We start from the raw sequence: 12,864 nt of genomic DNA on the forward strand, positions 1-12,864 counted from the left end.
CATATGGCTTTAGTGAAAGGGGCAGATTTAGAAATTATTGACTATTTACTTCAAGCTGAAAAGGAAAGAAAAGAAGTAGTAAAAGTAACGGATAAGCATCCTGATTTAACAGTAGAGGATGCTTATAAATTGCAAAAACGTTTAATTGAACAAAAAATGAGCGAAGGTTCTAAAAGAATTGGTGTGAAACTTGGATTAACGAGTAAGGCAAAACAAAAAATGATGGGGATTGATGAAGCGATTTACGGATATTTGTTGCACGATATGCTTGCATTCGAATGGGAGCCATTGCAATATGAAACGTTGATTCATCCGAAAGTAGAGCCAGAGATTGCTTTTTTAATAGGTGAAGATTTACAGGGAACGAATGTGACAGCTGACGATGTATTAAAGGCAACAAAATATGTTGCGCCAGCTTTAGAGGTGATTGATAGTAGATATTTAAATTTTAAATTTACATTACCTGATGTAATAGCAGATAATTGTTCCTCTTCAAAATTTTTGTTAGGAAGTAGATGGATTGATGTTAAGAATATAGATTTAGCAAATGTAGGAATGGTTATGTCAAAGAACGGTAAGATTGCTACGACTGGGACAGGAGCAGCTGTGCTGGGACATCCAGCAGAGGCAATTGCTTGGGCGGTAAATAAACTTGGTTTACAAAATGAAGGATTTAAAAAAGGTGATATTGTATTAAGTGGAGCATTATCTGAAGCGATTGCATTTAAATCCGGAGATTCTATCATTGCACAATTTGATGATTTGGGAAGTGTAGCGATGTTTTGTGAATAAATAGTAAAGCGAGAGATAAAAATGCCCATTATACAAATTCAAATAATAGAAGGTAGAAAGCAGGAGCAAATTCAAAATCTAATATTTGATGTTACAGAGGTAGTTGCGAAAAACTTAGATGTAGATGTTGGACGGGTTCGTGTTTTAGTGAATGAAATCCCAAGTTCGCATTGGGGAGTAGGTGGAAGGTCTAAAGAAAGTTTAAAAGAAAGTTAGTTAGTAGTAAAAGCAATTTTCATTCTTATATGAATGAGGATTGCTTTTATTATTTTGAAATTTTTAAATAATATGTTAAAATTTAGTCTTGGTTTTAAGGAGATAAGGGGGAATATACATGCAAATACTACTAATACGCCACGGAGAATCAGAAGCTGATATCTTAAACGTACATGAAGGACGAGCAGACTTTGAATTGACAGAAAAAGGAAGACGGCAAGTGCAAAGACTTATACAGAAAGTGAAAGCAGATTTTCCACCAGATTTCATTTGGGCAAGTACATTAAAGCGTGCTCGCGAAACGGGTGAAACGTTAGCTGAAGGAATTGGATGCCCAATTCAACTAGAAGAGGAATTAATGGAGTTTAATAACGGAGTGCAAGCAGGCTTATCTTTTGAAGAAGCAAAAAAATATCCAGAGCCAAAGTTTCTTCATGATCGTTTTGAAAACGGGGAATCATTTATTGAATTTAGAATGAGAATAGAAGGAATCTTTTCTAAAATCGTGACAGAGAATACATATGACCGAATTGCAATAGTTGCACACGGTGGTGTAATAAATAGTCTATTACGTGCGTTCTTCAAAATGCCAATTTCAATGGACTATTATTTTAAAATGGGAGATACGGGAATAAGCTTAATTGAAATTGATGGTGAACAAAAAACAGTACATTTCATTAATGATACGAATCATTTGGACGGGATGTAGAGACTTATGTACAAAGTTGTATTTTTCGATGTTGACGGTACGCTTTTAAGTGAGATTGATAGAAGTATGCACGAGAGTACAAAAGAAGCGATACATAGGTTAATAGAGAAAGGGATTCATGTAGTTGTTACAACAGGGAGACCATATAGCTTATGCTCGCAATTTAAAGAACTAGGCATAAATACAATTATTTCTGCAAATGGTGCACATATTAAGTGTGGAGAAACAGTAATACATAAATCAGTACTTTCAAATGAAATCGTTCATGATATTTCAGAGTTTGCTGCATTACATGGTCACGGTATTTCTTATTTTAATGAAGGTTTTGCAATGAACGGAATAGCTTCAAATAATGAGCGTGTAATACAAGCACTTAGGGAGACGTTAAATTTAAAGGAGTACCCTGAAAAAAGCAAGGATTTGTCTAAAGAGATTTATTGTTTATGTCTGTATGCGGATGAAATGGAATCTCAAAAATTTATTGAAAAGTACCCAATGCTTACATTCGAACGTTTTCATGGTTATGTCATAAATGTATTGGAAGATAGTAAAGTATCGAAGCTAACTGCAATTCAAAAAGTATTGGAGCATTTAAATATTTGTAAATCAGAAGCGATTGCTTTTGGTGACGGTAGAAATGATATTGAGATGTTGCAGTATGTAGGATTAGGAATTGTGATGGGTAATGCTGGAGAAGAGTTAAAAACAAGAGCTGATTTCGTTACAAAGAAGGCGAGTGAAGGTGGTATTTTATTTGCCTTAGAGAAGTTTCATGTCGTGTAACATACCTTTATTGAAATAAAGGTATGTTAGGATCTTTCATATGCTCACATAATAAAATATGAATTTGCCCACGATGATGATAAAAGTGTGCAACAATTTCAAGCAACCATTCAAAGCGTGAATAAGAAATACCCCAATAAGTAGTCTTCATTTCCGCTAATTGTTCATTGGAATAGGATAAAGTGAAACTTTAATCAGTGGGGGGTTCTGCATCCCCCACTGATTATTAGTTGAACCAATCGGACTTTTATGGGCAGTTGATCCCCCGCCTTACTTCTTTGCTTTCGCTGCATTTTGAGGTGGGGGTCTTACTGCCCATTAAAGCGGGATAAAAAAGTTTTAGAAAGTAAATTGTAGCCCTGTATCATCGTTTGTTGCATTTGCGTAATTGTTTCGGGTGTTTGTTCTTTATAGAAAGTATGTAGTTGTTTTTCTGTACTACCATTTAAAATAAGTAAATCTGCATGGCAAATAAGAGAAAGATGTGCACACATTTCAAATAATGACCGCTTTGAGTGAATGGGGTGTATTTTTAATTCGTCTTCTTTATATTGCATAAGCATTTGAATAGAAGTATCAACAGCAACTTTAAGTTGATGCAATGCAGATTGTACAAACATTGTAATTCTCCTCTTCTCCGTATATAATAGTTTCTTGAGGGTATTATATCATACTCAAAATTCCGAAAATTCTAGTAGTTTGACTAGCATATTGAAAAGTATTATATTGTAAAAGGTCATATGAAACGTGAAATAGAATGGAATGCAATTATTGAGTTAGGAGTTAGACCAATGAGTTTGAAATATGGAAGAGATACAATTGTTGAAGTTGACTTAAATGCAGTAAAACATAATGTACAAGAATTTAAAAAACGAGTAAATGATGAAAATATTGCAATGATGGCTGCTGTAAAAGCAAATGGGTATGGCCACGGGGCAGTTGAAGTTGCGAAAGCTGCTATTGAAGCGGGAATAAACCAGCTTGCAGTTGCATTTGTAGATGAAGCGATAGAGTTAAGAGAAGCAGGAATTAACGTGCCGATTTTAATTTTAGGCTATACATCAGTAGCAGCTGCGGAAGATGCAATTCAGTATGACGTTATGATGACTGTTTATAGAAGTGAAGATTTACAAGGTATAAATGAAATCGCAAACCGTCTTCAAAAGAAAGCGCAAATTCAAGTGAAAATTGATACAGGAATGAGTCGTATCGGTTTACAAGAAGAAGAAGTTATACCATTTTTAGAAGAATTGAACCGTATGGAGTATGTAGAGGTAGTAGGAATGTTTACACATTACTCTACGGCAGATGAAATCGATAAATCATATACGAATATGCAAACAAGTTTATTTGAAAAAGCTGTGAATGCAGCAAAAGAATTAGGAATTCATATTCCATATATTCATAGTTCAAATAGTGCAGGATCAATGGAACTTAGCAATACATTTCAAAATATGGTTCGTGTAGGTATTGGAATTTATGGAATGTATCCTTCAAAAGAGGTAAATCATTCAGTCGTTTCTTTACAGCCTGCGTTGTCGTTAAAATCAAAAGTAGCTCATATTAAACATGCGAAGAAGAATCGCGGTGTAAGTTATGGGAATACGTATGTAACGACTGGTGAAGAATGGATTGCAACTGTACCAATTGGCTATGCTGATGGCTATAATCGTCAGTTATCTAATAAAGGGTACGCATTAATAAATGGTGTCCGAGTACCTGTTATTGGCCGTGTTTGTATGGATCAGCTCATGTTAGACGTTTCAAAAGCAATGCCAGTACAAGTAGGAGACGAAGTAGTATTCTACGGTAAACAAGGTGAAGAAGAAATTGCCGTAGAAGAAGTAGCGGATATGTTAGGTACAATTAACTATGAAGTTACATGTATGTTAGACAGAAGAATCCCACGAGTTTATAGAGAAAATAATGAAACGGCTGCTATTGTAAATATACTAAGAAAAAACTGAATCGATATGATTCAGTTTTTTTATTTTTGACAAATGAAAAACGCTCTATTTGTACCGTGTATTTGAATGTTCTTAAAACCAACTGATTCCAACGAACATATTATTTCTTCATTGGAATAACAAGCTTCTTCAAAAGAAAAGTCACTTCTTGTCCAAGAATTATCTATGTCATGCTGAAATAGTATAAAGTTCATTTCTGCTTTTTTATTTTCTTTATCATATGTAGAATCAATTGTACAAACATATTCTTCCGCTGAAATATGAAACGAAGCAATCCAATTTTCAAGAAACCCTTTCTCCATATTCATATCAAATACGAATGTACCTTCGCTATGTAATACGGAGTAAACATTACGAAAAACATTTTTTAATTCATCTAATTTTAAAATATGGTTTAAGCTATCGCCAGTAGAGATAACATAGTGAAATTGCTCATTTATATTGAAATAACGAGCATCATCAACGATAAAGGTTGCGTCTGGCGCGTTTTGACGTGCGTATTCAATCATTTGGGCAGAACCATCTATACCAGTTACTACAAAAGTATTATCAATTAATTTCTTAGTAAGGTGACCAGTCCCGCAGCAAAGATCTAAAATATGAGAGTGTGGTGGTGCATATTGTAAAATGAGTTTTTCCAAAAGTAGATAGGAGTGTTCAGCATAATGCCCCCAATGTTTATTATAAATGGATGCGAAAATATCATAATCAGAATATATTAGTTTTTTAGACACATGCATTCACCTCAAAATTCATTACATTATAGTAGTCATGCTTCGTTTTTATTTCAAAACCACATTGTGTATATAGTTGTAAAGCATGGTTATTTTTCGTTTCGACGTCTAATTCAATTGTTGAAGCTCCTTCTGTAATAAGGGTATGTACCATATAACTAAGAATATCTTTACCATATCCTTTACCTTGATAAGAAGGATGAACGGCGAATCCTGATAGTATAGTAGATTGCTCTTGTTTAGAAACTGTAATGGTTCCTATCACTTTTTCGTCGATAAGAGCACTATATACTTGATGAGAAGGTGAATTCATCATTTTTTGTAACCATATAGAGGTATTTTCTACTGAATCTCCAAAGGCTTGACTGGAAAGGTCAATAAGATCAAGAAGTGATTCTGAAGATGCAAGAGTGAGCTGTATAGTATTCTTTATTGGTTTTTGAACTTCTTTTCCTTTGAACTCCATACTATATTCACTATATAAATAAGGCACCTTCAAATGTATTGCAAATTCTTTCCCAGAAGCAGAATCCCCATTCATAATAAGAAGAGCTTCGTCTGCTCCTCTTAATCGTATTTCTTTCATTGCGGTTTGTAAAAGAGTAGTACCTATACGTTGTTTCCTATAGTTCGGATGAACAAAGCCTATTAACTCAAGTTTAGTAGGTCTTTCAAAGTCATACATACTTAATGCACCGACTAATTTTGTATCGTCATAAAATAGAAAATCATTTATCTCTTCTTTATTACGGGCAGTTAAAAAGTTTATATGTAAATCTGACGAATAATCAATTCGATCGTGTTGCCCGCAAATATGAGCTAAATCCTTCATTTGTTGTATTTCACATTCTGTTAAAGAACACTTTTTCTGAATTTCCATTTCATAACCCCTCACCTTCGTATTTAAAAATAGGATGGGTGGCTTAGCCACTTTTCTAACTCCACACTGCCCTGAACAGATAATAACCGGTACAAATATCGATAGGGACGTCTACATTCTGCAAGACGAGGAATGGGCATAATGGTTTCGTAACCTTGTTTAAAAGCATGAGCTTCCTTTTCTGTAAATACATATTCTAAGCCGATAAAATCAAATTCTCGGGGAGCAACTGCGTAAGCTTCTGTATCTACTAAACCTGTAATAGTTGTACCATCTGATAAAAACTGAGTAGGGTCCATATCAATTAAAACGAGCGTTGCTTCCTTTGGTACCGGTAAGGAAGAAAGTTGTTGTTCAAAAGTAGGAAATGCGTTACGGATGCTCGCATTATCGGAATAAAACCTATTTACAAGTTCTTTACTGACTTGTAATATGTGAGACTTACATTCTTCTAGTGGAACTTGGAAAGTACCTGATGGGTTTCCTATAAACTCTGCTTGAAACGAATGAATTTCTGCTAGTCCTTTTCCAAGGCTGAATAAAATTGAATCAGATTGTCCGATAAAGGATTGCAGCGTATTTCCTGTTAGTTTTTCGACACTAACAAACTTCCGGCCATTTAAAACATGTTTTTGCAAAATAGTGGGGATGGGCAAGTTAGTATGCTTTTTCAATAATTCGTGTATATGCTCTAAATAATGTACGTTCCTTGGATCGATTCCAAAAAGGTTTTTACATCCCCACCAAAAATCATTATTTGGTTCTTCAGTCATTTTTGAGGAACGAACAATAACTTCTTCAAATGCTGTTTTAACAAGAAACACATCGCTTGCATGTTCTTCATAACCTGGGTGTAAAGTTTGAATAGATAAAATAGGTGAAGCGAATAGTTGTTGTAGCATGAAATTGCTCCTTTTTCTGTAAATTCGATAAATTTATTATATAACAGAATATGTTGCAAGTGGATAATGATAGGTACAACATAGAATTTAAATAAATTTACGGTGAGAAATCAGTTTGAAAATTATATTTCTCTACTTTTGTATGAATTATCAAAATAATATTTTAGATGATAAATCTGTAAAAATATCCAAATATAAATCTCATATTTTTCAGTAAATGAAAAGTTAAGCGCACTTTCAATAGGGGGATAACGTAGGTTATGAAAAATATTTCTCAATAATAAAATAAAGAGAAAAATATGAAGAAGTAGAATAGATTCCTTTATAATAGTTTTAAATTAATTAATATAATTAATTATTAATTATATTAGATAGGAGAGAAGCGGATGGCAAATGTACTCGTAATAAATTTTCCTGGAGAAGGTCATATAAATCCAACTTTAGCTATTATAAGTGAGTTAATTCGTCGAGGGGAAACAGTTGTTTCGTATTGTATTCAAGATTATAGAAAGAAGATTGAAGCAACAGGTGCAGAATTCCGAGAGTTTGAGAATTTCCTCTCTCAAATTAATATTATGGAACGAGTAAATGAAGGTGGGAGTCCTTTGACGATGCTATCTCATATGATTGAAGCATCAGAGCGTATTGTTACTCAAATTGTAGAAGAAACAAAAGGAGAACAGTACGATTACTTACTATACGATAATCATTTTCCAGTAGGACGTATCATAGCGAATGTTTTACAATTACCTAGTATTTCGTCTTGTACAACGTTTGCTTTTAATCAGTACATTACTTTTAACGATGAACAAAAATCGAGAGAAGTAGATGAAACGAATCCATTGTATCAATCTTGTTTAGCGGGAATGGAAAAATGGAACAAACAGTATGGAATGAAATGTAATAGTATGTATGATATTATGAACCACCCTGGTGATATTACGATTGTATATACTTCAAAGGAATATCAGCCGCGGTCAGATGTATTCGATGAATCGTATAAGTTTGTCGGTCCATCAATTGCTACTCGAAAAGAAGTAGACAGCTTTCCTATGGAAGATTTAAAAGATAAAAAAGTGATTTTCATTTCTATGGGAACAGTTTTCAATGAACAACCTGAGCTATATGAAAAATGTTTTGAAGCGTTTAAAGATGTAGAAGCGAAAGTCGTATTAGTTGTTGGAAAGAAGATAAATATAAGTCAATTTAAAAACATTCCGAATAACTTTAAGTTATTTAATTATGTGCCGCAATTAGAAGTATTACAGCATGCTGATGTATTCGTGACACACGGTGGTATGAATAGTTCGAGTGAAGCACTATATTACGGTGTCCCGTTAGTTGTAATTCCGGTAACAGGAGATCAGCCTTTAGTTGCGAAACGAGTGAATGAAGTAGGGGCTGGAATAAGGCTTAATCGTAAAGAATTAACTTCTGAATTGTTACGTGAGTCTGTAAAGAAAGTGATGAATGATGTAACGTTTAAGGAAAATAGTCGTAAAGTTGGAGAGTCACTTCGAAATGCTGGTGGGTATAATAGGGCAGTTGATGAAATCTTAAAAATGAATTCATACTCAAAACTTAAATAAATGTTTGGAGCACACTTACTGTAATATGTAAGTGTGTTTCTATAAATAAATTACATAAAAAGTCACTGTAGAGGTGAAACTTTTGTGTATATAAACTGATATCTTTGAATTAGTAGTAAAATTACGTTAAAATAATACTAAGAAAATATATAAGTTTTGGGGGTAATGAATGAAGAAGATATTTGAATACGTATTATTAACAATTGGCTCAATTATTGTAGCGGGTTCATTAGAACTTATTTTAGCACCTAACGGATTAGTAGATGGCGGGGTAACGGCCATTGCTATTATGGCGAATAAAGTTGCCGGATTGCCGCTTTATGGAGTGTTCTTAGGAATTAATATCCCAATTTTATTATTTACTGCAAAAGTAATGGGAAAGAAGTTCTTTATTCGTACATCCTATGCAAATGTTGTTACAACACTCGGATTGATTTATTTAAAACCATTTCCAGCAATTACAACTTCTGAATTGTTAATTGTTCTTTATGGAGGAGTCCTATTTGGTGTTGGTGTAGGGATTGTAGTAAAAATGGGCGGAGCAATTGATGGGTCAGAAATGCTAGCTGTTTGGATGAATAAACATTTTAAAGTGCCGATTAGTACATTTTTACTTGCTGTAAATGCAGTTATTTTTATCTTTGTTGCCATTCTATTTTCAATTGAACAAGCAATGTTCTCATTAGCAATTTTCTATATTGTTACGAAGATGATTGATTTCATATTAGATGGTATTAATCAAGGAAAAAGTGTTATGATTATTTCTGGTAAAAATAAAGAAATAGGCGATCTACTTATGAAAGAATTGCAATTATCCGTTACGTATCTACATGGAGAAGGTGGTTTTTTAGGAGAACATAAGAGAATCATTTACTGTATTACAAACCGTTTCATTTATCCGAAAATGAAAGATCTCGTTCTCTCTGTAGATCCAACTGCTATAATTGAAGCGTCTTATTCAACAGAAACAACTGGTGTCAAACGTCCGGGAAGGGCAGCGAGATCGGAAAAATAGTGAATGAAAGTAGCTCCACGTAAGTATAACTTACGTGGAGCTATTTTTATTTAGGGAACCACGCTTTTTTCAGTAATTTGACAACAGTTTCGATACGATTCTCTGGAATACTGCCAAAACCGAGCAATACATACGAATCCTCTTTTACATTATGAACAGAATCATATGTGGAGAGAGGATATAATTTAATACGTTCTTTTGCAGCTGCACGAATAAGTTCCTGTTCGTTCATCCCATTATGAACGTGAAGTATGATATGAAGTCCAGATTGTTCACCGAGTATATGAACGTTGTTTCCCATTTCATTTGTAATAGATTTAATTAAAGAAATATGTTTTCTTTTATATAACGTACGACTTCGGTTAATATGGCGCTCCCAATTACCATTTTGAATAAAGGTGGCAAAGGTAAGTTGTTGAAGCGTAGAAACTGTTTGTTTAAACATACCATTAAGTTCTTGATAAGCTCTTAACAGATGAGGTGGTAAAACGATATATCCCATTCGTAAAGAAGGCAAAAAAGATTTCGAGAAAGTTCCCATATAAATAACGCGTTCATTTGAATCTAGTCCTTGTAAAGAAGGAATAGGTTTTCCTATATAGCGAAATTCCCCGTCGTAGTCATCTTCAATAATATATCTCTTACAATCATCCGCCCATTTTAATAACTCGAGTCTTCTAGATAACGGCATAATGATTCCAAGTGGAAATTGGTGAGATGGAGTGACATATGCTACATTGGAACCCGATTCACGTAAAGTGGAAATATGAATTCCTTTATCGTCTAAAGGAATAGGGTGAACGGGAAGGCCAGAACTTTGAATCATAGCAGGTATACGATGAAACCCAGGATTTTCGATTCCGTATTCTTTTTTTGAACCAAGTAGTTGAATTATTAGCCAAAGAAGAGGTTGCGTACCTGCTCCAATTATAATTTGATCAGGTGAAGAGTGTACCCCGCGAGCATGATATAAATACTTTGAAATATGCTCTCGTAGAATGAGCTCACCTTGAGGATCTTCTTTAGCAAATAATTCATTTTCATATTGAAATAAAGTTTCATGTAATGCTCTTTTCCAGTTTGTTATCGGAAAAGATTTTTGATCAATAAGCCCTTGGCTACAATCATAATCATATTGTTCGTTTTCTTTATTGTTAGTACTGTTTGACGCAATTTGCTGTTTCTGTTGAATGACATCAATATCAACTCCTGCAACAAAAATCCCACGTTTTGGTTTGCTTTCTACATATCCTTCAGCTAGTAGTTGTTGATAAGCGGATTCCACTGTAATACGGCTCACATTAAGTTGCACCGCTAAATTTCTGTGAGAAGGAAGGCGTGTACCGGCACGTAGTGATCCACGAGAGATTTCCCGTTTCATATATTCATAAATTTGTAAGTAAAGGGGTGTTTTACTTTGTAATGCTAATGGGATAGTCAGATCCATTCGTATGCTCTCCTTTTTATGCTGACCTTATAAAAAAGAATAAAACTGTCACTTAAGTTAAGGGCAGTTCCTTTCTATAATGATGATATAACATTTAGAAAGTTTAATAAATAGTAAGGGGAGAAGTATAATGAATATTAGAGAAGTAGTAACAGAAGCGGATTTACATGATGTATTTCCCGTATTACAGCAATTGCGAACAAAACTTTTAAGAGAAGAAGCAAGTTCTTTATTTCAAAAAATGAAAAAAGAAAATTATAAACTGTTTTCGCTACGTAATGAAGGGGAGGAAGTTGTGGGTCTAGCCGGTGTAGCAATTTGTACGAATTTTTATAATAAGAAGCACGTTTTCGTATATGACCTTGTAACAGCAGAAGCACATCGTTCAAAAGGGTATGGGAATGTATTACTCTCGTATATAGAGAACTGGGGAAAAGAAAACGAATGTGAGTCCATCGCTCTTACATCAGCTTTTCCTAGATTAGACGCTCACCGCTTTTATGAAAGAGAAGGCTATGATAAGGTGAGCTATTCTTTTCATAAAGAATTATAAAGAAGGATAGGTTCTATATGACATAATATATAGAACCTATTTTTTTTAGAAAGGTTTATAATTTATGTTGTTGAGTTGTATTTTTATAAATAATACAGAGAATGATGGGGGCGCTTATACTTGGGAAAAATAAAGAAACTATCAATCCCTAATGATGTTAGAGTAATCGTAATATCTGATATTCATGGAGAATTAGCCCTTTTAAAAGAATTACTACATAAAGTTAATTTTAAAGATGAAGATTATTTAATTATTAATGGTGATCTTTGTGAGAAAGGAAGAGATAGCGTTGGCGTCGTAAACTATGTGATAGATCTAGTAGTTAGCAAGCCGAATGTTTATGTAGTCGAAGGGAACTGTGAAGTTGTAGTTGAAGCACTTGTAAATGAAAATCCTGCATTAATAAATTATTTGTGTACGCGAAAGAATACAATTTTTAATGAATGGCTAGGGAAATTGAAAGTCACCGTTAATGAAGAAAGTAATATTTGTGAAGTGAAAAACATATTGATGGGCCATTTTTCAAAAGAAATAAAATGGCTAACAGAATTGCCAACAGTGATTGAAACAGAAGATTATATCTTTGTACATGCTGGTCTTGAAGATAGAGAGGATTGGAAAGAGACAGAACGAAAAAATGCGATAGCAATGCCGGAGTTTTTCAATAAATCACATAGAGCACATAAATATGTAGTTGTCGGTCATTGGCCTGTTGTAAACTATTCAGAAAAAGTGCCGTCTAACAATCCAGTTATTGATAAGAAGAAAAAGATGATTGCGATTGACGGAGGAAATGCGATTAAAGAGGCAGGGCAATTAAACGCATTCATTATTCAGAGGGAACCAACAGGAGATATGTTTTCTTATACATACGTAGACTATTTTCCAGAATATGAAGTGATTGCAGATTTTAATGCGAACACAGAAATGCAAGGCGGGGTTACCTATCCATATTATTACATAGCACCAATGGAGAAGGGGCAAGAATTCACAATATGTAAGCAAAAGGAAACGAATACATTACTTTCTGTGAAAAATGAATACATTAGGCAACTTGAGTCAGGTGAGTACACAGTGAAAACCGATATTTCTTGTGCACAAATAAGTGTAAGGAAAGGGGACGTTGTTTCTCTCATTGATGGAAGCTGTTCAGGATATGATTTAGTTAAAAGAGATGGAATAGAGGGCTGGATAAAGAAAGGTATTTTAGTTGAGATAGAAAAAATGAAAAAGAAAACGTTTATCTGAAATAGGAGGTATAGAACCTCCTATTTTTT

General features: G+C 34.0%; 13 protein-coding genes and 1 pseudogene. 9 read left to right on the forward strand and 5 right to left on the reverse strand.

Annotated features, from left to right (window positions below):
- The first annotated feature begins 3 nt into the window (after window positions 1-3).
- The 4 genes from Q9B79_RS24815 (at window position 4) to Q9B79_RS24830 (ending at window position 2,500) form a co-directional block, all read left to right on the forward strand.
- Complete coding sequence (locus tag Q9B79_RS24815) at window positions 4-792, forward strand: 2-keto-4-pentenoate hydratase (protein ID WP_306188507.1); 789 nt, start codon at window positions 4-6, stop codon at window positions 790-792.
- A 15-nt stretch (window positions 793-807) separates the two neighbouring features.
- Complete coding sequence (locus tag Q9B79_RS24820) at window positions 808-1,008, forward strand: 4-oxalocrotonate tautomerase (RefSeq protein ID WP_263703351.1); 201 nt, start codon at window positions 808-810, stop codon at window positions 1,006-1,008.
- A 118-nt stretch (window positions 1,009-1,126) separates the two neighbouring features.
- A complete protein-coding gene (locus Q9B79_RS24825) occupies window positions 1,127-1,717 on the forward strand; it encodes a histidine phosphatase family protein (protein WP_306188509.1) in 591 nt (196 codons plus the stop codon).
- 6 nt (window positions 1,718-1,723) lie between these two features.
- Window positions 1,724-2,500, forward strand: coding sequence for a Cof-type HAD-IIB family hydrolase (locus Q9B79_RS24830; protein ID WP_306188511.1), 777 nt, complete (start codon window positions 1,724-1,726; stop codon window positions 2,498-2,500).
- A gap of 326 nt (window positions 2,501-2,826) precedes the next feature.
- On the opposite strand, the pseudogene Q9B79_RS24840 reads toward Q9B79_RS24830, so the two are convergent.
- A pseudogene (locus Q9B79_RS24840) lies at window positions 2,827-3,120 on the reverse strand (DinB family protein); the annotation flags it as partial.
- 171 nt (window positions 3,121-3,291) lie between these two features.
- Between Q9B79_RS24840 and alr the strand changes: the two are divergent.
- A complete protein-coding gene (gene alr, locus Q9B79_RS24845) occupies window positions 3,292-4,467 on the forward strand; it encodes an alanine racemase (RefSeq protein WP_306188563.1) in 1,176 nt (391 codons plus the stop codon).
- 20 nt (window positions 4,468-4,487) lie between these two features.
- On the opposite strand, the gene Q9B79_RS24850 is transcribed toward alr, so the two are convergent.
- From Q9B79_RS24850 to Q9B79_RS24860, 3 genes are read right to left on the reverse strand one after another with little or no spacing between them, the layout of a single operon-like run.
- Window positions 4,488-5,201 carry a class I SAM-dependent methyltransferase gene (locus Q9B79_RS24850; protein ID WP_306188513.1) on the reverse strand — a complete coding sequence of 238 codons (714 nt, stop codon included), beginning with the start codon at window positions 5,199-5,201 and terminating at the stop codon, window positions 4,488-4,490.
- Complete coding sequence (locus Q9B79_RS24855) at window positions 5,194-6,081, reverse strand: GNAT family N-acetyltransferase (protein WP_306188516.1); 888 nt, start codon at window positions 6,079-6,081, stop codon at window positions 5,194-5,196. The genes Q9B79_RS24850 and Q9B79_RS24855 overlap by 8 nt, the downstream gene beginning before the upstream one ends.
- A 23-nt stretch (window positions 6,082-6,104) precedes the next feature.
- The gene (locus Q9B79_RS24860) at window positions 6,105-6,983 is read right to left on the reverse strand and encodes a nitrate reductase (RefSeq protein ID WP_306188518.1); all 879 of its coding nucleotides are present in this window, start codon (window positions 6,981-6,983) and stop codon (window positions 6,105-6,107) included.
- A 386-nt stretch (window positions 6,984-7,369) separates the two neighbouring features.
- Between Q9B79_RS24860 and Q9B79_RS24865 the strand changes: the two genes are divergently transcribed.
- Together Q9B79_RS24865 and Q9B79_RS24870 are read left to right on the forward strand one after the other, a co-directional pair.
- Window positions 7,370-8,572, forward strand: a complete 1,203-nt coding sequence (locus Q9B79_RS24865; RefSeq protein WP_306188520.1) for a macrolide family glycosyltransferase — start codon at window positions 7,370-7,372, stop codon at window positions 8,570-8,572.
- Window positions 8,573-8,741: 169 nt separating this feature from the next.
- Window positions 8,742-9,587 (forward strand): YitT family protein, encoded by an 846-nt coding sequence (locus Q9B79_RS24870; RefSeq protein ID WP_060630588.1) that lies wholly within the window; start codon window positions 8,742-8,744, stop codon window positions 9,585-9,587.
- A 46-nt stretch (window positions 9,588-9,633) separates the two neighbouring features.
- On the opposite strand, the gene pdxR is transcribed toward Q9B79_RS24870, so the two are convergent.
- Window positions 9,634-11,034 carry a MocR-like pyridoxine biosynthesis transcription factor PdxR gene (gene pdxR / locus Q9B79_RS24875; RefSeq protein WP_306188523.1) on the reverse strand — a complete coding sequence of 467 codons (1,401 nt, stop codon included), beginning with the start codon at window positions 11,032-11,034 and terminating at the stop codon, window positions 9,634-9,636.
- A 130-nt stretch (window positions 11,035-11,164) separates the two neighbouring features.
- Here pdxR and Q9B79_RS24880 point away from each other — a divergent pair, with 130 nt between their 5' ends.
- Window positions 11,165-11,587 carry a GNAT family N-acetyltransferase gene (locus Q9B79_RS24880; RefSeq protein ID WP_306188525.1) on the forward strand — a complete coding sequence of 141 codons (423 nt, stop codon included), beginning with the start codon at window positions 11,165-11,167 and terminating at the stop codon, window positions 11,585-11,587.
- A 120-nt stretch (window positions 11,588-11,707) separates the two neighbouring features.
- A complete protein-coding gene (locus tag Q9B79_RS24885; protein WP_306188527.1) occupies window positions 11,708-12,835 on the forward strand; it encodes a metallophosphoesterase in 1,128 nt (375 codons plus the stop codon).
- Window positions 12,836-12,864: the final 29 nt, after the last annotated feature.

It is taken from the genome of Bacillus sp. MHSD_36, assembly GCF_030757775.1.
Classification (GTDB): domain Bacteria; phylum Bacillota; class Bacilli; order Bacillales; family Bacillaceae_G; genus Bacillus_A.